We start from the raw sequence: 24,591 nt of genomic DNA on the forward strand, positions 1-24,591 counted from the left end.
AGGCGGTCCCTGTTGGCTTCATAGGAGTGATTGGCCCGAAACAGATGTGGGAGCGGGCTTGCCCGCGATGCGCCGCGCGGGCGGCGCTCGATCTCATAGGCGACAATAATGCTGTGGCGAACACCTTTCGGCCCTGATGCAATTCCAAATGGCCCTAACCAACCATCGCTACGGTTAACCTTGGGTTAATCGACCCCAGCCAGCATGGCCACCATTCCGTACTGCCAAGGCGAAGACATGCGCATCCTTCTGCTCTTCCTGACGTTCCTGCTGGCTGGCCCGTTGCAGGCCAACCCGTTCGACGCCAAACCCGACTTCCTGCCGGTCAACCAGGCGTTCGTGCTGACTCACGACCGCCAGGCCGATGGCCAGATGCGCCTGTACTTCCAGATCAAGCAGGGTTACTACCTGTACCAGAAGCGCCTGAAGTTCGACGGCTTGCCTGCCGAACAACAGCCGCAACTCCCCCCCGCGCTGAATCACCATGACGAGTTCTTCGGTGACAGCGCGGTGTACCGCGACCAGCTCGAACTGCTGATTCCGGCCAACGCCCAGGGCCAGTTGCGCCTGGGCTGGCAGGGCTGTGCCGATGCCGGCCTGTGCTACCCACCGCAGACCACCGCCATCGACCTGGGCGGCAGCGCGACGCCGGCCGCCGAACAAGCCAGCGACCAGGCACTGGCCAGCGGCCTGCAAAGCGCCAGCCTGGCCTGGAGCCTGCTGGCATTCTTCGGCCTCGGCCTGCTGCTGGCGTTCACCCCCTGCTCGCTGCCGATGCTGCCGATCCTCGCCGGCCTGGTCCTGGGCAACGGCGCCAGCGCCCGGCGCGGCTGGCTGCTGGCCGGGGTGTATGTGCTGAGCATGGCGCTGGTGTATGCGGCCCTGGGCGTGGTCGCGGCGCTGCTGGGGGCCAGCTTGCAGGCGTGGCTACAGCAACCTTGGCTGCTGGGCAGCCTGGCCGGCTTGTTCATCGTCCTCGCCCTGCCCATGTTCGGAGCCTTCGAGCTGCAACTGCCGGCCGCCCTGCGTGATCGCCTCGACCGCGCCGGCCAGGGCACCCGTGGTGGCAACCTGTACGGCGCAGCGCTGCTGGGCGCCCTCTCCGGCCTGCTGCTCGGCCCCTGCATGACCGCGCCGCTGGCCGGTGCGCTGCTGTTCATCGCGCAAAGCGGCGATGTGCTGCAAGGTGCGCTGGTGCTGTTCAGCCTCGGCCTGGGCATGGGCGTGCCACTGCTGTTGCTGGTGACCCTGGGCAACCGCTACCTGCCGCGCCCAGGGGCGTGGATGAACCGGGTCAAGGGCGTGTTCGGCTTCGTGTTCCTGGCCATGGCCCTCTACACCGTGCGCAGCCTGCTCGCCGCCCCGGTATTGCTGGCACTGAGCGGTGCCTGGCTGATTGCCCTGGGCTGGGCCATGTGGCCAGCCCTGCAGCGCTTGCCGGCGCTGCGTGCGGTACCGCTGCTGGGCGCCTTGTGGGGTGGCCTGCTACTGGTCGGCGCTGCTGCGGGGGGCGACGACCTGTGGCAACCGCTGCGGCCGTTCGCCGGCGGCAGCGCAGCCGCCACCGTACAAAAGGCCGACGAGCACTTCGTCACGGTCAGCAGCCCTGAAGCCCTGCAACGCGAGCTGGACGCCGCCAAGGCCCGCGGCCAGTGGGTCATGGTCGACTACTACGCCGACTGGTGCGTGTCGTGCAAGGTCATGGAGAAACAAGTGTTCAGCCGCCCCGACGTGCAAACCAGCCTGGCCGGCGTGCACCTGCTGCGCCTGGACGTGACCGCCGACTCCGCCGCCAGCCACGCCCTGTTGCAGCGCTACCAGGTGCCCGGCCCGCCCAGCATCATCTGGCTCGGCCCGGAAGGCGAAGAGCGCCGCGCACGGCGCATCACTGGTGAGGTGGATGCCGCCGCGTTCCTGCAACACTGGACCCAGACCCGGAGCCAAGGCTGATGCTGACGGTAACCCTCGGGCCGCTGACCATGGCCCTCAACCACCTGCTGATGCTCGCCGCCCTCGGCGTGGCCTGCCTGGTCGGCTGGTGGGTCGCCCGGCGTGGCGGCGAAAGCCCGGAATCGGCGCTGTTCAACCTGTTCCTGGTCGGCCTGCTGTGCGCCCGCCTGGGTTTCGTGCTGGCCTACTGGCCGATGTACCGCGATGACCTGGTGCAAGTCATCGATATCCGTGACGGCGGCTTCCTGCTCTGGTCGGGCCTGGTCGGCATCGTCCTCGCCACCCTCTGGCAGGGCTGGCGCCAGCCTGGCCTGCGGCGCCCGCTGGGCTGGGCACTGTTCAGCGGTGCGTTGTTCTGGGCCCTGACCAGCCTGGGCAGCCACCTGTACAGCAAGGGCACCGCTCTGCCCGACCTGAGCCTGCGCAACGCCACTGGCCAGTCGGTGGCCCTGCACAGTTACCGGGGCAAGCCGCTGGTGATCAATATCTGGGCCACCTGGTGCCCGCCATGCCGCCGGGAAATGCCAGTGCTGCAACAGGCTCAGGGCGAATACCCGCACGTGACCTTCATCTTCGTCAATCAGGGCGAGACACCGGAAAACGTCACGACCTTCCTCGCCACCACCGGGCTGAGCCTGACCCATGTGCTGTTCGACGGCACTGGCGTGCTGGCTCAGCGGGTCGGTTCGATGGCCCTGCCCACCACCCTGTTCTACGACGCCGACGGCCGCCTGATCGGCAGCCACCTCGGCGAGCTGTCGCGGGCCAGCCTGCGCCATGCCCTGGAACCTTTCGAGCGGGCCAAGGCGCCCGCCCCTGCCGCACAAGGAAACTGACATGCGATTGACTGCCCTGTTGCCCCTGTCCCTGGCCCTGCTGGCCGCCCCGCTGGTGCAGGCCGAAGACCTGCCCAAGGCGATCCAGCAACTGCAAGCCAAAGGCGCCGAGATCAAGGGCAGCTTCGATGCGCCCAACGGCCTGCGCGGCTATGCCGCCGAGTACCAGAACAACGCCTTGGCCCTGTACCTGACCCCGGACGGCAAGCACGTACTGGTCGGCAGCCTGTTCGACGAACAAGGCAAGGACCTCAGCGCCGAGCCCCTGCAAAAGCTGGTGTACGCGCCGATGAGCAAGGAGATCTGGGCGAAGATGGAGAAAACCGCCTGGATCGCCGACGGCAAGGACAGTGCGCCGCGCAAGGTGTACCTGTTCAGCGACCCCAACTGCCCGTACTGCAACATGTTCTGGGAGCAGGCACGGCCGTGGGTCGACTCGGGCAAGGTGCAGTTGCGCCATATCATGGTCGGCATCATCCGCGAGGACAGTCCGGGCAAGTCGGCGGCATTGTTGGCAGCCAAGGACCCGGCCAAGGCCCTGCATGAGCACGAAAAAGCAGGCAAGGCGAGCAGCCTGAAGCCGCTGGACAAGGTGCCCGATGCCGTGCAACAGAAGCTGGCAGCGAACATGGCGCTGATGGAAGAGATGGGGCTGCAGGCGACCCCGGCGATTTTCTATCAGGATGAGCAGGGCAACCTGCAGAGCCAGCAAGGGGCACCGCGGCCGGAGTTGCTCGGCAAGATTCTCGGCAAGCGCTGATAGTGGCTTTGCCTGATCTGGCCCCTTCGCGGGCACGCCCGCTCCCACAGGTACATCACTGCTTTCAAGGCCGGTGACATCCCTGTAGGAGCGGGCGTGCCCGCGAAGAGGCCAGCACAGGCTAGCCAATCAACTTAAAGCCCTTCTAGCTCAGCCATCAGGTCGCTAAGCCGATCAGCCTTCGCCTCATCCACCACGCTCCCCTGCAACCCACGCACGTAATCGGCCAACGCCTCCACCGTGCTGCACTCGAACATCGCCCGCAGCGGCACGTTCAGCTGCAACTGCTTCTGCACCCGCGACGCGATCTGCGTGGCCAGCAGCGAATGCCCGCCCAGTTCGAAGAAGTTGTCATGCACCCCGACCCGCTCGGCCTTGAGCACATCGGCCCAGATAGCCGCCAGCACCGCTTCCAGCTCATCCCGCGGCGCCAGGTAGGCCTGGCTGTGCTGCCCGCCGATCTCGATGGTCGGCAATGCCTTGCGGTCAAGCTTGCCGTTGGCGTTGTGCGGCAGGCTGGCGAACCAGCCCCAGTGCAGCGGCACCATGTACTCGGGAAGCTGCGCACGCAAGCGCTGCTTGACCTGCTCCAGCAGCGCGGCATCGGCGGGTACACCCTGGTGTGCCACCAGGTAGCCAACCAGATGCTTGCCACTGGCACCCTCCTGCACCCCCACCGCCGCATCGCGTAGCTCGGCCTGCTCGTGGAGACGCGCCTCAATCTCGCCCAGTTCGATACGGTAGCCGCGAATCTTCACCTGATGGTCGATACGCCCGACATACTCGAACACCCCGTCCGGGCGCTGCCGCGCCAGATCACCGGTACGGTACAGGCGTTCGCCTGGCGCTCCGTGCGGGTGCGGGATGAACGCCAGTGCCGTGCGCACCGGGTCGCCGACATAGCCACGGCCGACGCCAGTACCTGCCACGCACAACTCACCCACCGCCCCCAGCGGTACCAGCGCCTGGTCCTCGCCATACAGGTACAGCCGGTTGTTGTCGGTCGGCGTGCCAATCGGCAGGTAGCTGCCACGGGTCGAGGCCATGTCGACGCGGAAGAAGGCCACGTCATCCGAGCACTCCGCCGGCCCGTAGGCATTGACCAGGCCGATCTGCGGATAGCGCAGCAGCCATTGCGCAGCCAGTTCCGGCGGCATCGCCTCGCCGGTCGGCAGCATCCAGCGCAGGCCATCGAGCGCCTGATGATCGTTGGCCAGCATGCCCTGGATCAGCGATGGCACGCTTTCCAGCACCGTGATACCGGTGGCCTGCACATGCGCCAGCAAACCTTGCGGGTCATGGGCGATGGCGTTCGGCACGATCTCCACCCGGGCGCCGAACAACGGCGCGGCAAGGAACTGCCAGACCGAAATGTCGAAGCTCTGCGAGGCGGTCTGGGCGATCACGTCATGCTCGCTCAAGGCCAGGTACGGCACCTTGCTCAGCTGGTTGTTGAGCATCCCGCGCTGCTCGACCATCACGCCCTTGGGCAGCCCGGTGGAGCCGGAGGTGTAGATCACGTAGGCCAGGTTGTCCGGCCCGCTGTGGATGCCTGGGTTATGGCTGGCGACGCTGCTGCCCTGCACCTCTTCCCACACCAGCAGCTGCGGCCGCGTCACACCCTCAAGTTGATCCAGCAACTGGCGCGCCTGCTCGGCGCAGGCTGCGCTGCACACCAGCACTGGCGTGCGGCTCAGTTCGACGATACGTTGCAGGCGCGCCGACGGCAGGCCTGGGTCCAGCGGCAGGTAGCCGGCGCCGGCCTTGAAGCTGCCGACGATCATGCCCAGCAGCGGCAAGCCCCGCTCGGCCAGCAGGGCAACCGGCTGGTCGATGGCCACGCCCGCACCAACCAGGGCATGGCCCAGGCGGTTGGCCGCGAGATTCAGCCCGGCGTAGTCATAAGACGCATCGAGGCAGCGGGCAACGGTGCGCTCAGGGTGGGCAGCCACCTGCGCTTCGAACAGTGCCACGTAGCTCTGCTCCAGCGGGTAGGCGTGCCCGGTGCGGTTGCAGTCGTCGAGCAGGAAGCGCTGCTCCTCCTCGCCCAGCAACGGCAATTCACTCACCTCCCCTTCAAAGCCCTGCACCAGCGCCAGCAGCAGGCGCTTGAACTCGGCCAGCAGGCGCTCGACGGTCGGGTAGTCGAAGTAGCGCTGGTCGAATGACAGGTGCAGGCCCAGGTCATCGCCCGGGTAGCACACCGCTGTCAACGGGAAGTTGGTGTGGGTGCGGCCCGAATCGGAGCTGGCGTTGAGGTGCTGGGCATGGTCGAGCACCGCCGTTTCCACCGGGGCGTTCTCGAACACGAACAAGCTGTTGAACAGCGGCTGGCCCTTGGGCAGTTCACTGCAGTCCTGGATCGTCACCAGCGGCAGGTACTCGTACTCGCGCAGCTCCATGTTGCGCTCCAGCACGCCCTGCAGCCACTGGCGCACGCTGCGGCGCTGGCCCGGCTCGGGCAGTTGCACGCGCAGGGCGATACTGTTGATGAACAGGCCGACCGTGCGCTGCATCTGCGGCAGGCTCACCGGGCGCCCAGCCACGGTAACGCCGAAGGCCACGTCGCGATCACCGCTGTAGCGCGCCAGTACCAGCGCCCAGGCCGCCTGGGCGAAGGTGTTGATGGTCAGCTGATGGGCCTGAGCCAGTTCGCGCAGGCGCACGCCATCACTCACCTCCAGGCGGGTGTAGCAGTCGCCCACCACCATGCCGTCACCGGCGTGGTCGTTGCGCAGCGGGCGGTCGCTGGGGAGGGCCGTGGCGCGCTCGAAGCCGGCCAGGTTGGCCTGCCACCAGTTGCGCGCTTCGTCCATGTCCTGGCGTTGCAGCCAGCCGATGTAGTCGCGGTAGCGCGGCGGCACCGGCAACTGGGCCTGGCGGCCTTCGCCGAGGGCCTGGTAGAGCACGAAGAAATCGTTCATCAGCAGCGAGCGGCACCAGGCATCGATGAGGATGTGGTGGTTGCTCATCATGAACCAGTAGCGCTGGTCATCGACCCGCACCAGGCGCAGGTGGAACGGCGCTTCCTGCAGCAGGGCAAAGCCCGCTTCCCGCTCCTGTTTGTGCAGGGCTTGCAGGCGCGCTTCCTGGGCCGCCTCATCAAGGCCGCGCCAGTCCTGATAGTCCACCGACGTGTTGCCCGGCTTGTGGATGATCTGCAGCATCGTCTCGCCAGCATTCCAGCTGAACGATGCACGCAGGGCTTCGTGACGCGCCACCACCGCCTGCCAGGCCTGGGCGAAACGTTGCGGGTCGAGGGCGCTGTTGATGCGGTAGCGGTCCTGCATGTAGTACAGGCCGGTGCCCGGTTCAAGCAGGGTGTGCAAGAGCATGCCCTCCTGCATCGGCGTCAGCGGGTAGACGTCTTCGATCTGCGCGGCGGGGACCGGCAGCGCGTCGATCTGCTGCTGGCTCAGGTGCGCCAGCGGGAAGTCCGAGGGCGTGAAGCTGCCGTTGCCATCGGTCAGGCAGTGGCTGACCAGCGCCAGCAACTCCTGGCGATAGGCTTCGGCCAGCTGCGCGATGGTGCGCTCGTCATAGCGCTCGCGGCTGTAGGTCCAGCGCAGTTGCAGGGCACCGCCATAGACCTGGCCGTCGATGCTGAGCCAGTTCGGCAGCGGCGCATCCAGATCGTGAGCCAGGCCGGCCGGCGCATCCAGCGGCAGGAACAAGGCGGCTTCGTCGAACTGCTGGTCGAACTGGCCCAGGTAGTTGAAGGTGATGCGTGCCTGCGGTAACGCCGCCATGCTTTCGCGGCTGACCTCATCGCCCAGATAGCGCAGCACGCCGTAGCCCAGCCCCTTGTGCGGCACCTGCCGCAGCTGTTCCTTGATGCACTTGATCGAGGTGGCACGCGCAGCATCATCTTCGCCGGCCTGCGGGTTCAGGCGCAGCGGGTAGGCGTTGGTGAACCAGCCGACGCTGCGGGTCAGGTCCATGTCCTCGAACAGGCCGTCACGGCCGTGGCCTTCGAGCTGCACCAGCACTTCCTGGTCACCGCTCCAGCGGCACAGGGTGCGGGCCAGCGCGGTCAGCAGCAGGTCGTTGACCTGGGTGTGGTAGGCCGCCGGTGCCTGTTGCAGCAACTGCCGGGTCTGTTCTGCGTCCAGGCCGATGGCCAGGGTGTCGGCATGCCGGTGCAGGTTGCCACCCTGCGGGTGATCGCACGGCAGCTCATGGCGCACGCTGCCAAGCTGGCCTTGCCACCAGTCCAGCTCGTCGCGCAGCGAATCGCTGCCGGCATAGCTGGCCAGGCGCGCAGCCCAGTCGGCCATGGCGTGGGTCTTGGCCGCCAGTGGCTGGCCGCGATACAGCGCCTGCAGGTCTTCGAGCAGCACACGCCAGGACACACCGTCGACCACCAGGTGGTGGATCGCCAGCAGCAGGCGCTGGGCGCCCTGCCCGTCACTGACCAGCAAGGCGCGCAACAGCGGGCCCCGTTCCAGGTCGAGGCTGCGCTGCACGTCGGTATACAGCGCCTGGCAGTCGGCGAAGTCGGCGACCGTGGCGGTCCACAGCAGCTGCTCGGCAGACACCGCCGCGAAGGCCGCCTGCCCCTGGGTGAAGCGCAGACGCAGGCTGTCGTGGTGCGCTACCAACGCAGCCAGGGCCTGCTCCAGGGTGTCGCGGTCCAAGGATTGGCGCGCCTCCAGCAGCACCGCCTGGTTCCAGTGCTGCGGCTGGGCCACGTCACTGTCGAAGAACCAGTGTTGAATCGGCGTGAGGCCGCTGCGCCCCTCGCGCGGGCCCTGCTCGATGCTGCTCGGCGCCGCACTGCGGCTGACCACGGCAGCCAGGGTCTGGATGGTCTGGTGCTGGAACAGGTCACGCGGGGTGAACTGCAGGCCCAGCTGGCGTGCACGGCTGACCACCTGAATCGACAGGATCGAGTCGCCACCCAGCTCGAAGAAGTTGTCCTGCACACCTACGCGGGACGTGTTGAGCACTTCGCGCCAGACGTGCGCCAGTTGCTCCTCCAGCTCATTGGCCGGCGCCTGGTAATGCTGGCGGGCCTGCTCCAGATCCGGCGCTGGCAATGCGTGACGGTCGAGCTTGCCGTTGCCCATCAGCGGCAGGCGCTCGAGCAACACCAGGTGCGCAGGTACCATGTAGTCCGGCAGGTGCTGACGGACATCGGCCTTGACCGCTTCACGCAGCCTGGCCTGAGCCTCGCTGTCGGCGGCGGCCTGCTGGCAAACAAGGTAACCGACCAGCTGCTTGCCACCCGGCAGGTCGAGGGCCAGTACCACCGCCTCGTCGACATTGGCATGTTCTTGCAGGCGGCTTTCGATTTCGCCCAGTTCGATGCGGAAACCACGGATCTTCACCTGTTGGTCGGCACGGCCGACGTATTCCACCGAGCCATCGACACGCAGGCGTACCAGGTCGCCGGTGCGGTACAGGCGGCCGCCGTCACGGCTGAACGGGTCGGCGACAAAACGCTCGGCGCTAAGGCCCGGGCGGTCGTGGTAGCCCTGGGCCAGGCCGGCACCGCCGACGTACAGCTCGCCGATCCCCCCTTGCGGCAGCAGCGCCAGGTCCTCGTCGAGGATGTAGGCGGTGCGGGCACCGATCACCCGGCCGATCGGCACGCTGCCAGCGTCGGCAGGCATGACCTGCGGCGCCAGGCAAGCCAGCGGCATGACCACGGTTTCGGTGGGCCCGTAGGCGTTGAAGAACTGCTGCGGGGCGAACGCCTGGCGGATGCGCTGCAAGTGCTCGCCGGTCAGCGCTTCGCCGCCGGTGATCACCAGCCGCACCGGCAGTTGTTCACCCTGCCCGGCCAGGTGCTGGGCCAGTTGGCTGCCATAGCTCGGGGTGAAGCCAAGCACGCTCACCCGCTGCTCGCGCACCAACTGGCAGATGTCCTCGGCGCCCCATTGGCCCTGGGCGCGCAGCACCACACGGGCGCCGCAAAGCAGCGGCACCAGCAAGCGCTCGCTGGCCGCGTCGAAGTTGATCGAGTAGAAGTGCAGTTCGCAGTCATCGCTGCGCATGCCGAAGGCGTCGATCACCGCCTGGCAGTGCATGGCGATTTCGCCATGGCTGACCACCACGCCCTTGGGCTTGCCGGTGGAGCCGGAGGTGTAGATCAAATAGGCCTGATGCTGCGGCAGGTTTAAGTCATGCAGAGGCGCATCGCTGTAGGCCGAGAGGCTCGCGGCATCGTCCTCAAGGCTCCAGCGAGCTACCCCGCTGGGCAATCCACCGAGGCTTTCGAGCAGTGCCCGCTGGCTTAGCAGAAGGCCGATGCGGCTGTCTTCGATCATGTAGCGCAGGCGGTCGAGCGGATATTCCGGGTCGAGCGGCACATAGGCGCCACCGGCCTTGAGAATGGCCAGCAGGCCGACCACCATCTCCAGCGAGCGCTCCAGCGCCAGGCCCACCCGCACCTGCGGGCCGACCCCGCGATCACGCAGGGCACGGGCCAGGCGATTGGCCTGTTGGTCGAGCTCAGCGTAGGTCATGTGCAGGCCGGCGAAGGTCAATGCAACCGCATCTGGCGTACGCGCAGCCTGGGCGGCGAACAAGCCGTGAATCGTCTGGTCGAGGGCGTAGTCCTGCTCGCCCTGCAACTGGCCGATCAGCATTTGCTGCTCGGCAGTGGCCAGCATCGGCAGCTCGCACAGGCGCTGTTGCGGGTTGTCGAGCAGGCCGACCAGCAGCTGCTGCCAGTGCTCGGCCATGCGTGCGATGCGCGGCTCGTCGAACAGGTCGCGGCTGTAGGTCAGGCAGCAGCCCAGGCGGCCGTCGAGGTCGGTGACCTCCAGGTACAGGTCGAACTTGGTGGCGCTGGCGTCGTTGACCAGGTAATCCACCTGCATTCCCGCGAGTGTGCGGCTCTGCTGGAAGGCCCAGCGCTGCACGTTGCACATCACCTGGAACAGCGGGTTGTAGGCGCTACTGCGCGGCGGCTGCAGGGCCTCGACCAACTGGTCGAACGGCAGGTCCTGGTGCGACTGGCCTTCGATGGCGGCCTGGCGGACCTGCTCGAGCAAGGCGGCGGCGGTCATTTGCCCGTCCAGCTCGCAACGTAGCACCTGGGTATTGAGGAAAGCGCCGATCAGGCCTTCGCTTTCCGGGCGGATACGGTTTGCCACCGGCGCGCCGATGCGCAGGTCTCGCTGGCCGCTGTAGCGGTGCAGCAACGTGGCCAGGGTGGCGGTCATGGTCATGAACAGGGTCAGGCCACGCTGCTTGTTGAAGGCGTGCACGCGGGCGACCAGTGCCGGGTCGAGTTCGAAGCGGTAGAGCTCGCCACGGTGGCTCTGCACGGCAGGGCGCGGGCGGTCGGCGGGCAGCGCCAGTACCGAGTGCTCATCGCCGAGGCGGTCTTTCCAGTAGGCAAGCTGGCGTGCGCCTTCACCGCCTTCCAGCCATTGCCGCTGCCACACGCTGTAGTCCAGGTACTGCACCCGCAGCGGCACCAGTGGCGACTCGCGCTCATCGACGAAGGCTTCATAGAGCTCGCCCAGTTCGCGGGCGAAGATGTCCATGGCCCAGCCTTCGGTGACGATGTGGTGCAGGGTCAGCACGAAGTAGTGTTCACGGTCCTCGGTCTTGGCCAGACAGGCGCGCAGCAGCGGCCCGCGCTCCAGGTCGAATGGCTGGTGGGCCTGCTCGTCAGCCAGTTGTTGCAGGCGCTGCTGACGGATGTCGGCTGGCAAGGCCGTGAAGTCCTGCCAGTCCAGTTGCAGCCCGCTGTCGTCGGCCACGCACTGGTATGGCACGCCATCGATGCTGGGGAAGGTGGTGCGCAGGGTCTCGTGGCGCACGATCAGCGCCTGCAGGGCGCGTTCGAAGGCATCCACATGCAGCGCCCCGCGTAGACGCGCCATGCCGCCAACGTTGTAGGCCGGGCTGCCCGGCTCCATCTGCCAGAGGAACCACATGCGCTGCTGCGAGTAGGACAGCGGCACGGCCTGGCGGCGGTCGACCCGGGCGATTGCACCTTGCTGGTTGCGCGCACCGGCAGCGCGGACCTGGGCAATTACCTCGCAGAACGCAACCAGCTCGCTGGCCTCGAACAGCGTCTTGAGCGGCAGCTCGACATCACACACCTGACGGGTACGCGAGACGATCTGGGTGGCCAGCAGCGAATGGCCGCCGAGGGCGAAGAAATCGTCGTGCAGGCCGACCTGCGGCAGGTTAAGCACCTCGCGCCAGATGGCCGCTACCTGCTGCTGCAATGCGGTCTGCGGCTCGACATGGGCGCGCTGCTGCCAGACCGGTGCAGGCAGTGCCTTGCGGTCGACCTTGCCACTCGGGCCCAGCGGCAAGTGCTCCAGACCGATCAACTGAGCCGGCACCATGTATGCCGGCAATTGCCTTGCCAGTGTGGCCAGCAACACCTCGGCCGTTGCGTTTCCGCTGTAGTAACCCACCAGTTGCGCACCGACCGCGTCCTGCTGAATCAGCACCAGCGCCTGTTCGACACCCGCCTGAGCCAACAGGCACGCCTGCACTTCTTCAGGCTCGACGCGGAAGCCACGCACCTTGACCTGCTGATCGAGGCGACCGAGGTATTCCAGAGCCTCGCTTTGCACCTGCCAGCGGGCACGGTCACCGCTGCGGTACAGGCGCGCGCCGTTGCCGCCAGCCTGGGGCACGAAACGTTCGGCAGTCAGGCCCGGGCGGCCCAGGTAACCGCGGGCCAGGCCGGCACCGCCCAGATACAGCTCGCCCGGCACGCCAGGCGCAGCCAGTTCGAGTTCATCGTCCAGCACCCGACAGAGGACGTTACCCAGCGGGCGGCCGATCGGCGAACGCTCGCCATCGGCTGCCTGGCAATGCCAGTGTGTGACGTTGATGGCGGTTTCGGTCGGGCCGTAGCGATTGTGCAACTGCACCTGTGGCAACAGCTGCAGCACACGGTCACGCAACTGCGCAGGCAGCGCTTCACCACCGGAAAACACCCGGCGCAGGCTGTTGCAGCCGGCGGCCAGTGGCTCTTGCACGAACACCTGCAGCAGCGGCGGTACGAAGTGCAGCGTGGTCACGCCATGCTGCTGCACCAGCGTGGCAATGCGCTGCGGGTCGCGGTGCTCGCCAGGGCCGGCCAGGACCAGTTTGCAGCCAGTGATCAGCGGCCAGAAGCACTCCCACACCGAGACGTCGAAGCTGATCGGTGCCTTTTGCATCAGCACATCGCTTTCATCCAGCGCATAGCGGGCCTGCATCCACTGCAGGCGCTCGGCCAGCGCCGCATGGGTATTGCCCACGCCCTTCGGCTGGCCGGTAGAACCGGAGGTGTAGATCACGTAGGCCAGGTTGTCGCCATGCAAGTGCAGGCCCGTTGCCTGGCTGGGCCAGCTGTCGAGGTGCAGTTGATCAACGGCGATGGCGCTGACGCCATCGACCTGCGGCAACGTACCCAGCAGGCTGCTGTGGCTGAGCAGCAGGCTAGCCTGGCAATCGCCGAGCATGTAGGCCAGGCGCTCGGCCGGGTAGTCGACGTCCAGCGGCACATAGGCGCCGCCCGCCTTGAGGATCGCCAGCAGGCCGACCAGCAGCTGCGGCGAACGCTCCAGCGCGATGGCTACACACGTGTCGGGGCCGACGCCTTTGTCGCGCAGATAGTGCGCCAGCCGGTTGGCCTGCTGATGCAGTTCGGCGTAGCCGAGGCTGCCACCGTCCCAGACCAGGGCGGTACGTTCCGGAGTCAGGCGCGCCTGCTCGTTGAGCTGCTCGACCAGCAAGCGCTGCGCGGCGGGCACAGGCGCCTCACCCCAGGCCAGCAGTTGTTCACGCCCCTGCTCGTCCAGCAGTTGCACATCGCCCAGCGGCAGTAGCGGTTGCGCGCAGACTTGCTCGAGCAGTGCCAGCAGGTGCTGGGCAAGACGCTTGACGGTGCTGACATCGAACAGCTCGGCAGCGTAGTCGAAGGCCAGGCTCAGGCGGCCCTGGTGGTCTTCTTCGCTGTGCAGTTGCAGGTCGAACTTGGCTTCGCGGCTGTGCCACGGCAGTTCTTCGGCGAGCAAACCCGGCAGGCGGCGCAACGCTGACAGGTCACGCTGCTGGTGGTTGAACATGACCTGGAACAGGCCCTGCTGGCGAGCGTCGGGCAGGGCTTCGAGCAATTGCTCGAACGGCAGGTCCTGGTTGGCCTGGGCGTCGAGGGTCGCGCCGCGCACCTGGGCCAGCAACCGGGCGAACGGCAGGCGGCCATCCAGCTGCGCACGCAGCACCAGGGTGTTGATGAAGAAGCCGACCATTCCTTGGGTTTCCTGGCGCGGGCGGTTGGCGTTGGGTACGCCGACGCGGATGTCGCCCTGGCCGGTATAGCGGTGCAGCAGCCCTTGCCAGGCGGCCAGCAGGACCATGAACAGGCTGGCCTGCTGTTCGCGGGCCAGGGCCTTGAGGGCGTCGGTCAGCCTGGCCGGCACTTTCACGCTCACGCGGGCAGCGCGGTTGTGCTGCTGGCTGGAGCGCGGCTGGTCCGGGTACAGGTCGAGCACTGGCAAGGCGTCGCCCAATGCGGCTTTCCAGTACGCCAGCTGACGTGCGCTTTCGCCCTCGGCCAGCCACTGCCGCTGCCAGCTGCCGTAGTCGGCGTAACCCAATGTCAGCGCCGGCAGCTGGGCGTCCAGGCCCTGGCAACGGGCGGCGTACAGTTTGGCGAATTCGTCGAGCAGGACATTCAGCGACCAGCCATCGGCGACAATGTGGTGCAAGGTCACCCACAGCTGATGGTCTTCGTCAGCAAGGCGCACCAGGGTCACGCGCAGCAATGGGCCTTGGGTCAGATCGAATGGCTGCTGCGCCTCTTGCTCGCGGCGTGACACCACATGCTCGGGCGCCAGCCCTTCCAGGCCCAGGCGCCGAAGGGTGAACGGCTGCTCCGGCAGGACACGCTGCAAGGCCTGCCCGTCGGCTTCGCTGAACACTGTGCGCAGCGATTCGTGGCGCGCGACCAGCGCCTGGAACGCGGCTTCAAGTGCGGCTTCGTCCAGCTCGCCGCGCAGGTGCAGGCCGGCAGGAATGTTGTAGGCCGCAGACTGCGGCTCAAGCTGCCAGGTCAGCCACAGGCGGTTCTGTGCCAGCGACTGCGGCAAGGCCTGGCCACGCGCCAGCGCCGTGATAGCGGTGGGCCCAACAGCACCATCAGCCAGCAGGGTGGCCACCTCAGCGCAGTACTCGGCCAGCGTTGGCGCCTCGAACAGGGTGCGCAGGCTCAGCGGGATACCTAGCTCCTCGGCCAGCCGCGCAGTGACCTGGGTGGCGGCGATGGAGTTGCCGCCCAGCAGCAAGAAGTGATCGTCAGCGGCAATCGCCTCGACCTTGAGTATTTCGCGCCAGATACCGGCGATACGTGCCTGCAGGTCATCGTCGCTTGCTGTGCCTGCAACCGGGGTGGCGGCCAGCGGGAAACGCGCATAGCAATCCAGGCTGCCATCATCCATGCGCAGGCGGCAGGCCGAACGCTGCAGCTTGCCGCTGGAGGTCTTCGGCAATGCACCCGGATTGAGCAGCAGGACCACGGCCGGCGCCTGGCGACAGGCATCGGCGACCACCTGGCGCAGGGCCTTGATCAGCGCCTCGGGTTTGACTGCCTTCTGCACGTTGCGGCTGATTTCCACCGCCACGCCGATGCCCTCCTCGCCCTGATCGTCGACCGCGAACACGGCTACCCGCCCCTTGCGCAGCCCTTCGACCTCGCGTTCCAGGGTCTTTTCCAGGTCTTGCGGGTAAAGGTTCTGGCCCCGAACTATCAGCATGTCCTTCAGACGCCCGGTGACGAATACTTCGCCGTCGCGCATGAAGCCCAGGTCGCCGGTGCGCAGCCAGGTCTGGCCGTCCATTTCGACGAAGGTGCGCGCAGTGGCTTCTGGGTTGCGCCAGTAACCCAGGGCGATGCTCGGGCCGCTGGCCCAGATTTCGCCTACCTGATTGTCGCCCAACACCTCCAGGCGCTGAGGCTCGACGATACGCACCGCATGGCCAGGCTGCGGGTAGCCGCAGCTCATCAGCACACTGCCCTGACCGGCTTCGGCACGGTTGCCAGCGAAGGCTTCGGCGTCCAGCTCCAGCGCACCGATGCCTTGGCCACGGCGGCTGCCGCTGACGAACAAGGTGGCTTCCGCCAGGCCATAGCTGGCAAAGAAGCTGCTCGGCTGGAAGCCGCAGGCGGCGAACGTGTCGGCAAAGGTGGCGAGGCTGTCCTGGCGAATCGGCTCGGAGCCGGAATAGGCCACGCGCCAGCGGCTCAGGTCGAGGTCTGCCAGGGCCGCCTCGCTGACCCGTTCGCTGCACAGCCGGTAGGCGAAATCCGGCCCGCCGCTGATGGTGCCGCCATACTCGCTGATCGCCTGCAGCCAGCGCAGCGGCCGAGCGAGGAAGTAGCCCGGCGACATCAGCACGCACGGCACGCCACTGAAGATCGGCTGCAGCAGCCCGCCGATCAAGCCCATGTCGTGGTACAGCGGCAGCCAACTGACGATCACATCGTCCGGGTTGAGGTCGATGCCGAAGCCTGCGCGGATCAATTGCTCATTGGCTACCAAATTGCCGTGGCTGACCTGCACGCCCTTGGGCAGGGCGGTGGAACCGGAAGTGTACTGCAGGAAGGCGATGTCGCTCGCGCTCAATACCGGCGCGTGCCAGCGCTCGGCCAGCGCCGGGTCAAGCGCATCTACCGCGAGCAGTTCCGGCGCGTTGTCGCCGGTCAGAGCTTCGAGATCCTGCAGGCTGCCGTGCAGCGCACCAACGGTCAGCAGCAGGCGCGGTTCGGCGTCGTCGATGATCGACAGCAGGCGCTCCTGGTGATGGCGGCGTGACGACTCCGGAGGATAGGCCGGCACGGCAATGACCCCGGCGTACAGGCAACCGAAGAACGCCGCCACGTAGTCCGGGCCACTGGGGAACAGCAGCAGCGCCCGCTCGCCGACCCTGGCGCGGGCCTGCAGCGCCGCAGCGATGGTGCGTGCACGCGCATCCAGGTCGCGATAGCTGAGCACGGCCTGCTCGCCAGGGGCATCGGCCAGAAAGCGCAGGGCGATGCGGTCCGGGGTCTGCGCAGCGCGTTGCGCCAGGGCCTGGACCAGCGAGAGCGGGAGTTCGAAGGCGTCCGTCATGGGGGGTTCCTGCCAGTGTCTGGTTAAGTCGGGCTGGCTGCAGCGCACGAAGTTGGCGGGCAGCGGCCGGATGTACACAGGGGAACGGATGGGCGCGGCGGGAAATTAGCAGCGTCAACGGGGGTACAAGGTGAACTGCATCACGTCGCTCGCTTTAGAACTGAAACGAATAGAAACTCATTAACTTTCGTATTTGACAATCATTATCATTATGAATAGCTTGTCGCACGTCGTAGGAAGCTTCCCCTCAAGGGGTGCTCCCTCCCCCCTTCGAGACAAGGTGATTTCCATGGCGGAACAACTATCCACAAGTAAGTGCGATTCACCATTACTCCAGGCATTCGTCGACAACCGCAGCATCCTGGTCAAGATTGCGGCGCGCATCACCGGCTGCCGCTCGCGCGCCGAGGACGTGGTGCAGGATGCATTCTTCCGGCTCAGCGCCGCCCCGCAGATCACCTCGTCGTTCAAGGCTCAGCTCAGCTACCTGTTCCAGATCGTGCGCAACCTGGCCATCGACCACTACCGCAAGCAGGCGATGGAGCTGAAGTACTCCGGCAGCGAAGAGGAAGGCCTGAACGTGGTCATCCCGAACGCTTCGCCCGAAGCCACGCACATCAACCTGGCGGCGCTCGAACACATCGCCGAGGCACTCAACGAACTGCCCCAGCGCACCCGCTATGCCTTCGAGATGTACCGCCTGCACGGCGTGCCGCAGAAGGACATTGCCAAGGAACTGGGGGTTTCACCGACCCTGGTCAACTTCATGATCCGCGATGCCCTGGTGCACTGCCGCAAGACGGCCAGCCGGCAGGCCTGAGTACTGTTTGGGATTGCCGGGGGCGCTTCGCACCCCTTTCGCGACACAAGGCCGCTCCTACAGGAATCGCGCATTTCTGTAGGAGCGGCCTTGTGTCGCGAAAGGGCCGCAAAGCGGCCCCGGCGATCTCAAACCAGTTTGCAGCGATCGAAGAACCGCTCCCGCCCCAGAATCATCAGCGCCGCGCGCTTGTGCGGGAAGTCGAATTCCTTGTCGCAATGGAAGCACTGATCGTGCATGTAGCCGATCATCTTGCCGTTGTCGGCACGGGGCTCAGCCACCACCCGCTGGGTGCGCGGGTCGTCCAGGAACAGGTAGTGCACCAGCGCCGAAAGCCAGCTGGCGACCTTGTGCGGGCCCCGGTGCGCCTCTTCACCCACCAGCATGTGGATGCCACGGTCGTAATCATCGGCCGGATAGAACGGCGCAATGCGATCCTCCTTGGCCCAGTACGCTTCGAAGTAGGCGAACGGCTGGTCATCGAAGCAGCCGATCAGGGTCAGGGTATGCGGGTCGGCCTCAAGCTTCGTCAGGTATTCGCGGTGTTGCTCCAACGAGCCCGCCTCCTGCCAGAACTTTTCCACCCGCGGGTTGTTCTGCCAGCGGTTGAAGCGCTCGAGGTCCTGGTCGACTTCCAGGGTGCGCAACGACACCCAGGCACCCAGCCGCGCATCGAAGCGGCGATACACCTCGCCACGCGGCTTGGGTGCCCGGCGCGGGTGGCGCTTGCCGTTGCTGAACTGCATCTGCTGCGGGTAGACATCGCCGCTCGAACTACCCAGCCATGGCTGCGGCAACTGCCAGAACAAGGCGCGCTCGCACAAGTAGACGCCGGCGACTTCGCCGGCCACCAGCAAGCCGCTGGCCAAAGCTTGCGCAATACTCGTGGGCAAATGTACAGCCAGGCGCTGGCGAGCCGGATCGCGCGACAACAGCCAATAGCAGGCAGCCCATATCGCCTGCTGTGGGCGCTCCGGACACAGGCTCTGCACATGCACATGCAGCGGATCACCCGGCTCCAGACGCAGCTGGATCAATGGGCGCCCTTCAAGGGACAGGCTCAACCGGCAGTCATCCTCCTCGGCATCGAGGCTGCGCCAGCGTGGGAGGTACAGGGGCTGCGAAGCGGCATCGAACGGCATGGTCTTGGCTCACGAAATAACGAAAGAAAGGCTCACTTGTCAGGACGTGGCCATGACCGGGGAATTTAGTCGTTCGGCGCGGCGACGGTGATCCGGTAGGGCAGGAAGATGCGCGTCAGTTCGCCGCTGTCGCGCAAACGACGCAGCAATTCGGCGAACTTCTGATCAGTGATCGGAGCACCAGGACGCAGCAACGCATAGTGGTGGTAGACCTGGTCGATGCGCTGCGAGGCGACCAGCTGGTCGAGGCTGTCGGGGTTGCGGGCCAGAAAGTCGCTCAGGTAGGAGCGTGTCACCAGGGCAATGTCGGAGCGGCCGGCCTGGACCATCAGCAGGTTGCTGTCGTGGGAATAGGTCAGCGTTGCGTTGTAGGCCTTGCGCAGATAGTTGGGGTCGGAATTGAAGTTGGCAAATGCGTAGTGATAGCCGTTGAACAGCGCCAGACGCTTGCCGCTCAGATTGTCGAAATAATGCTGGTCGCGGCCGTTGGTCTTCCTGGCGACGAACACTTCGGCATCCTCCAGGCCCATGTCCACCGTCTGGTGAGGGATCTGCTGCCAGCCCCATTCGGGGTTCTCGAAGATCGCCATGTCTGTGCGGCCTTGCTGGAAATCACCAAAGCGCCGCTGGATAGAGGTGGGCACCAGGACGAAGTGATAGTCCGGTTGCAAGCGGTTCAAGGCCTCGACCAGCTGGGGCAGCAAGCCGGTATCGGCGCCTTGCTCGGGGCGCACGGTATAAGGCGGGAAATGCGCAGCGCCGATCTTCACCTCAATGGCATCGTCGGCCCACGCCGGCGCCGCCAGCCAAGCCGCAGCCAGCATCATCAAGGTGGAGAGCAACTTCAGGCCGGACGCTGGAGTCAAAACGGACGCTCATTACGGTTCATACCTAGGTTGCGCTTAAGCTAGGCGTTTTCCCGACGAGGCACAACTGCCGGTTATGCCAAAGTGAGGGCATTTTGCCAGGGGATGCCGTGTGGCCAGACATTGGCTACGCTGCTTTGGCATGTATGGCGAGGGAGCCTGGTATGGGCCACTGGTTGGTGATCGACCTGGAAGCCACCACCGATGACGGTGGCTGGCCGGTCACAGAGATGGAAATCATTGAAATCGGCGCCAGCCTGGTGACCCGCGAAGGCCGCGAAGTGGACCACTTCCAGCGCTTCGTGCGGCCCCGGCGTCGGCCGCAGCTGACACCGTTCTGCCGCGAGCTTACGCACATCAGCCAGGCCAGTGTCGACAGCGCCGCAGCATTCCCGGAGGTGTGGGAGCGTTTCGAGCGCTGGCTGGGGCACCACCGCGAGCAGTTGCAGGCCTGGGTCAGCTGGGGCGACTACGACCGCCAACAGCTGTTGCAGGAATGGCGCCAGCATGAGGTCGACAGCCTGCTGCGCGAGCTGCCGCACATCAACCTCAAGCAGCGCTTCGCCAAGGCTCGCCACCTGCAGCGCCCGGCCGGCCTCAATGGCGCGCTGCAACTGGCGGGCATGCACTTTTGCGGGCAGCAGCACCGGGCCCTGGAGGATGCCCGCAACACCGCACGCCTGCTGCCCTTGAGCCTGCCTGCGAACGGCACCTGAAAGCAGATGACGGGGCGAATGGGCTTGGGCATACTGGCCAGCCCTTTTTCACCCCCATTGTTCAGGAGTCGCCCATGTTCCAGGTCAACGAGTACTTCAACGGCACCGTCAAGTCGATCGCCTTCGCAGGCGAAGAAGGCCCTGCCACTGTGGGCGTGATGGCCCCGGGCGAATACGAGTTCGGCACCGCCAAGCGCGAGATCATGCATGTCGTGTCCGGCGCCCTGACCGTGAAACTGCCGGGTAGCGACAACTGGGAAACCTTCAACGCTGGCGACAAGTTCAACGTGCCGGCCGACAGCAAGTTCCAGCTGCAGGTGAAAGTGGATACCGCCTACCTGTGCGAGTACCGCGACTAATCTGCCCAAGCAGGGTGAGAGTGTTCAGGGTCAATCGGCCCTGCCGGCTTCAACCCCTGCTAACTATCTTCAGGTAAATCAGTTAAGCAATTTGGGGCTGCCTAGCGGCCCCAATGTGCCTTTACTGACTGGCATTCCCCTCCAGGATGCCTTGCATTCAAGCGCCAGCAAAAGCCTCACCAGCAAGACTCAGCGCCTCGACCTGCGATTCCAACTGTTGATAAAACACCGCAACTCAACAAACCGACCGTGTGCGCCTGGACAAGCTGCACGTCTGTACATCCACTCAGGTTTTATCTTGGACTGACAGGTACAGGGTATTCACGACGCAAAGAGCAGTTATATCGGTAATTACGCGAATGTCCCTCTCCTGCTAAAAACTCTGCCTCGGTGCATCTGGAGTACAATACCGACGCTGAGCATCAAACCCTCCCCCAATGTACATTGGTATAATCAACACCGGTCATCACCTTGGCGCATTTATCACTTGCATTACGCGTTTTCGCCCTGAAACATCTGCAAACATGACGACCTAACCTCGACTGACAGGAACAGGGCTGTTTATGACGCACCGAGCGGTTTTATCGGTAATTATGCGAATATCTTTATCCCGAAACAAATTTTTCGTGGTTGCATCAGGGGGACTGTACCGGCGCCGAACATTAAAACCTCCTCCCCAACGCGCATCAGCAACTTCAACACCTCTCATGACTTTGGCATACCTATTACCCGTTTCTTCTCCTTTATAAACAGGCGCAGTTGGCCCCTGTGGGTTCAACACAGGAGAGGTGCGGTAATAGTCTGGATCATACCAGTCACTCACCCACTCAAAGCCGTTGTCAGACATAGCATACATCCCCAATGGATTGGGTGGATATTGATCAACCGGGAGTGATATCAGACTATCAACTTTCCAACCCATTGCTTTGACAAACTCTTTTCTATCCCTGGTCGTGGAAATATTGATACCTTGTGGCCCTCCACTTCCGTCACGGTTATACAACTCATCGGTGATCTTGTAAGTGCCATCATCCGTGGCGACCGCAAGAAATTGCCCTCTGCTCCGAGCGGCGTACTCCCATTGGGCCTCAGTTGGCAATGAGAATGGAAGTCCACTTACAGTGCCAAGCCAACTACAGTACCTCTCAGCCTCGTGCCAATCGACGTGCGCAGGAAGCTTTTGCTCACTACGCATGAGCATAAAACGCTTATAATCCACACCTTCACCTTCAACTAATGGCAGCTGGTTTGCCATCAAATAAAAACCATACTCCTCATTCGTCACCTTGAATTTCGACATGGAAAAGCTACTAAGCTCCACTTCATGAAGTGGTTTACTGTTCACATTAGCATCATAATGAATCCCTTCCAGTCCATACTCAGCACCGAAATCCCCCATCAGGTATTTCCCACCCTCAACAAATACTTGCCGCTCAACAACCTTCTCGATAAAAGCCTCAAGCTTTTTAGGATTCACTTGCGGAGCAGCAACCGAATTACTTTCGACCTTCTGATCGCATCCACTAGACGTTGCAGCCACCACAACGAACCCAACACCCAAATACTTTCTCATACCTCTCCCCATCTGAAATCCAATTCACTACAACCAGGGCCAAAATTGCAGCGATTAGGAAAATTGGGATTAACACCGTAATTCAGTCTGTAGTATTCGGTGTTATTCATAACAAGCGCATACCCCCAACTGCTTTCCAATCTGATACTTTTTCGAATAGCATAAAGCTCCCCTTTCGCCTTGCGAAGATCATCGTCACGATCGAACCCGATTTGTAGAAACTCCACCAAACTCTGCTCTTGTCGTTTCTCTACAGTTGCCTCATCCCCCTCGCCTGCCTGACTACTTCCATCAACTGTTACGTGGCAAAGCACCTTTCTCCACTCCACAAGAGTTTGAATACTTCTCAAAACCCAAATCACTGCTTCTTTCCGCCGCTGAAATAAATCAGGGACAAGGTTTGACCCCATATTATCAGGATCCATATAATCCAGCTTGCCATGTCTAGTCAGCAGATATATCAAGATCCCCTTTGCTTCCGGGGTATAGGCAAGCAATTCAAACCGACGAGAAATTGTACTTTTCGCCAACGCATTTCTTCGATGAGAGGCTGCAACCCTATCCTTATAACCACCAGCAAACTCAACCAAGTCTTCAGATAGCTTAAGGGATACACCCAATAGATTTTCGGCATAGTTTGCATATTGCAAATAGACATCAACCACTGGACCCACCAGGCTAATCACAGATGCCTTGCTATAAATAGCAAATGCATCCTCATCAACGATAGAAAAGAACCCATAGTCCAATCGATGAAGCTGATACACCAACCACGCACCAAACTCCGCAATCGAATTGGTACCTACCTCAAATAAAAGCCCGCCCTTGGCCCCATAGCCCCAACACAGGCTGGCTGCGACATGAAAGCAAAACTTGCCGTTGATAAAGGTGCAGTAAAACTTCCCACTCGCGCCAACGCCTGCCAACCCGCCAATATTTGGCGCAATCGTGCAAAAGTCCGTGAACTCGCCACTGGACATCAGCATGCCCGCGGTCCAGTACTCCGGGTCGATCGGCCCCGCCGGTTTCAACCACTGCAAGCTGCCTTTCAGGCTGCCCTCTGCCCGAGCCCCTGCAAATGCCTGACCGGTAAGCTTCAGTCCCTCGTCTTCGGCGTCCATCTGCTGGTGAAACACAGCTGCTTTGGTGCGCCGCGTTTCGAAGCGCGGCAGCCGCCCACCCGGTTGGCCGGCCAGCATCTGTTTGTCGCCTTTGACCACGACCTGCAACTGGCCTTCCAGCACTACCGAGCCGCCGATGAAGCCGGTCAGCTCCGGTTCGATCAACAGGCGCATCCGGCCCATGTCGAAGGTTTGGCCATCACCGTGGGCATAGGCCAGCGACCAGCCCAGGCGATCCGGTACGTAGGCCTGAGTGCCAACCGTTGCCGAGGCAATGGAGAAGCTGGCCTTGGCACCGACATTGACCGCTGCCTGGCCCTTGGCGGGGTCGAAATCGGCACTGGCGCCCACATTGGAAACCAGGCGCATGAACTGGGCACCGGCCGAAAAATCGATATTCTCGCTACCAAGCACCGCGCCGCTGGTCGTTGCACTTTCGTTCCAGCTTTCCGCCCAGTCGAACAGCGTGCGGTCGATTTGCAAGTCCTCCGGGTTGAAGTCAGTACCGGCCCACTTCAGCACGTCGGCCAGCTCGAGCTTCAGCTTTGGCCACTCCAGGTTCTGCAACTGTTGCCGTAACAGCTGCGTGTCAATGCGGGTATTGCCGCGTTTGTCCTTGCGGATAAAACTTTGCTGGCCGGTTTTCTTGTCCTTGGCCTTGAGCGACTTGCTGCTCAGCTTTCCTCCCTGTTTGTTTTCGTCGTAATAACTCTTTTTGACATAGGCATAGCGAATGGGCTTCTTGCCCCGCTTGCCCTTGCTGTTCTGGCCTATGATCGGCAGCAGTTCGACCACATCCTCGTAGGCCATGCCGCTTTGCGAGAATGTGCCCAGCTTCTCGTGTATCGCCTTGCGGTGTTCATCCACATTGTCTTCGGCAGCGGCAATTGCGATTTCGTGTTGGTCCCGCGCCATCGCCGAAAGGCCTTTCAGCGAACCGGCCATGTAGGCCTCAAGCACTTCCTGATACCTGGCTTGCGCCTCGTGGAAGTTGCTGATGCTGGCCTGCATGCCACGCCAGTGCGTTTCAAACCTGCCGGCCTCCATGCCGGCAAGGAATACCAGCTCTTCGGTGTCGGGGCGGAAGTAGCATGCGCGGCTTTCTGGTAGGCAACCACTACAGTGCCCTCTCTACTGATCACCCCTTCTGCGGGCGGTGCTTCTGCCTGGCTATCGTTGGTGGACTCCATGTTCACTCCATCCTCAGTTTGAGAGCCTGTGAATCAAGCTCGTAACGAGTAGCCCTCGCTACCATCTTCTGCCAACAGGCGGGGGCTGGTAGATGCAGTACTGCTTGCCACACCCGACCAGGGCCAGGTGTGGTTCCAGGGTGGTTTCATCGCAGGAAGCGGACAGACGCATGAGCCCAGTT

Annotated in this window: 11 protein-coding genes; 6 read left to right on the forward strand and 5 right to left on the reverse strand. The window is 63.9% G+C overall.

From position 1 onward, the window contains the following. Positions 1–237 precede the first annotated feature (237 nt). Genes dsbD through dsbG form a run of 3 tightly spaced genes read left to right on the forward strand, consistent with a single transcriptional unit; the run spans position 238 to position 3,546 of the window. A complete protein-coding gene (gene dsbD / locus CQW31_RS06940; protein ID WP_099814236.1) occupies positions 238–1,950 on the forward strand; it encodes a protein-disulfide reductase DsbD in 1,713 nt (570 codons plus the stop codon). Beyond that, the gene (locus CQW31_RS06945) at positions 1,950–2,786 is read left to right on the forward strand and encodes a TlpA family protein disulfide reductase (RefSeq protein ID WP_054884084.1); all 837 of its coding nucleotides are present in this window, start codon (positions 1,950–1,952) and stop codon (positions 2,784–2,786) included. The genes dsbD and CQW31_RS06945 overlap by 1 nt, the downstream gene beginning before the upstream one ends. Before the next feature lies 1 nt (position 2,787). Further along, positions 2,788–3,546 carry a thiol:disulfide interchange protein DsbG gene (dsbG, locus tag CQW31_RS06950; RefSeq protein ID WP_054884085.1) on the forward strand — a complete coding sequence of 253 codons (759 nt, stop codon included), beginning with the start codon at positions 2,788–2,790 and terminating at the stop codon, positions 3,544–3,546. Between the two features lie 134 nt (positions 3,547–3,680). Here the strand turns inward: dsbG and CQW31_RS06955 are convergent, their stop codons facing one another. After that, a complete protein-coding gene (locus CQW31_RS06955; protein WP_099814159.1) occupies positions 3,681–16,622 on the reverse strand; it encodes a non-ribosomal peptide synthetase in 12,942 nt (4,313 codons plus the stop codon). 289 nt (positions 16,623–16,911) lie between these two features. Here CQW31_RS06955 and CQW31_RS06960 point away from each other — a divergent pair, with 289 nt between their 5' ends. After that, a complete protein-coding gene (locus CQW31_RS06960; RefSeq protein ID WP_054884092.1) occupies positions 16,912–17,442 on the forward strand; it encodes an RNA polymerase factor sigma-70 in 531 nt (176 codons plus the stop codon). A gap of 128 nt (positions 17,443–17,570) precedes the next feature. Here CQW31_RS06960 and CQW31_RS06965 read toward each other — a convergent pair whose 3' ends face one another. Together CQW31_RS06965 and CQW31_RS06970 are read right to left on the reverse strand one after the other, a co-directional pair. Beyond that, positions 17,571–18,584: a GNAT family N-acetyltransferase gene (locus CQW31_RS06965; protein ID WP_099814160.1), complete on the reverse strand. Its 1,014-nt coding sequence runs from the start codon at positions 18,582–18,584 to the stop codon at positions 17,571–17,573. 65 nt (positions 18,585–18,649) lie between these two features. Then, a complete protein-coding gene (locus CQW31_RS06970) occupies positions 18,650–19,450 on the reverse strand; it encodes an ABC transporter substrate-binding protein (RefSeq protein ID WP_099814161.1) in 801 nt (266 codons plus the stop codon). Positions 19,451–19,614: 164 nt separating this feature from the next. Between CQW31_RS06970 and CQW31_RS06975 the strand changes: the two genes are divergently transcribed. Next, a complete protein-coding gene (locus CQW31_RS06975; protein WP_054884095.1) occupies positions 19,615–20,166 on the forward strand; it encodes an exonuclease domain-containing protein in 552 nt (183 codons plus the stop codon). A gap of 74 nt (positions 20,167–20,240) precedes the next feature. Next, positions 20,241–20,525 (forward strand): pyrimidine/purine nucleoside phosphorylase, encoded by a 285-nt coding sequence (locus CQW31_RS06980; RefSeq protein WP_013973489.1) that lies wholly within the window; start codon positions 20,241–20,243, stop codon positions 20,523–20,525. Positions 20,526–21,057: 532 nt separating this feature from the next. On the opposite strand, the gene CQW31_RS06985 is transcribed toward CQW31_RS06980, so the two are convergent. Together CQW31_RS06985 and CQW31_RS06990 are read right to left on the reverse strand one after the other, a co-directional pair. Further along, the gene (locus tag CQW31_RS06985) at positions 21,058–22,098 is read right to left on the reverse strand and encodes an SUMF1/EgtB/PvdO family nonheme iron enzyme (protein WP_158238178.1); all 1,041 of its coding nucleotides are present in this window, start codon (positions 22,096–22,098) and stop codon (positions 21,058–21,060) included. Continuing rightward, a complete protein-coding gene (locus CQW31_RS06990) occupies positions 22,095–24,230 on the reverse strand; it encodes a hypothetical protein (protein ID WP_099814163.1) in 2,136 nt (711 codons plus the stop codon). The genes CQW31_RS06985 and CQW31_RS06990 overlap by 4 nt, the downstream gene beginning before the upstream one ends. Between the last annotated feature and the right edge of the window lie 361 nt (positions 24,231–24,591).

The sequence above is a fragment of the Pseudomonas sp. 382 genome, from assembly GCF_002759075.1.
Taxonomy (GTDB): Bacteria; Pseudomonadota; Gammaproteobacteria; order Pseudomonadales; family Pseudomonadaceae; genus Aquipseudomonas; species Aquipseudomonas vlassakiae.

Bases quoted from the DNA above. Each gene is read 5' to 3' on its own strand.
- dsbD (WP_099814236.1), top strand. From the start codon at position 238: ATGCGCATCCTTCTGCTCTTCCTGACGTTCCTGCTGGCTGGCCCGTTG.
- CQW31_RS06945 (WP_054884084.1), top strand. From the start codon at position 1,950: ATGCTGACGGTAACCCTCGGGCCGCTGACCATGGCCCTCAACCACCTG.
- dsbG (WP_054884085.1), top strand. From the start codon at position 2,788: ATGCGATTGACTGCCCTGTTGCCCCTGTCCCTGGCCCTGCTGGCCGCC.
- CQW31_RS06955 (WP_099814159.1), bottom strand. From the start codon at position 16,622: ATGACGGACGCCTTCGAACTCCCGCTCTCGCTGGTCCAGGCCCTGGCG.
- CQW31_RS06960 (WP_054884092.1), top strand. From the start codon at position 16,912: ATGGCGGAACAACTATCCACAAGTAAGTGCGATTCACCATTACTCCAG.
- CQW31_RS06965 (WP_099814160.1), bottom strand. From the start codon at position 18,584: ATGCCGTTCGATGCCGCTTCGCAGCCCCTGTACCTCCCACGCTGGCGC.
- CQW31_RS06975 (WP_054884095.1), top strand. From the start codon at position 19,615: ATGGGCCACTGGTTGGTGATCGACCTGGAAGCCACCACCGATGACGGT.
- CQW31_RS06980 (WP_013973489.1), top strand. From the start codon at position 20,241: ATGTTCCAGGTCAACGAGTACTTCAACGGCACCGTCAAGTCGATCGCC.
- CQW31_RS06985 (WP_158238178.1), bottom strand. From the start codon at position 22,098: ATGAGAAAGTATTTGGGTGTTGGGTTCGTTGTGGTGGCTGCAACGTCT.
- CQW31_RS06990 (WP_099814163.1), bottom strand. From the start codon at position 24,230: ATGCAGGCCAGCATCAGCAACTTCCACGAGGCGCAAGCCAGGTATCAG.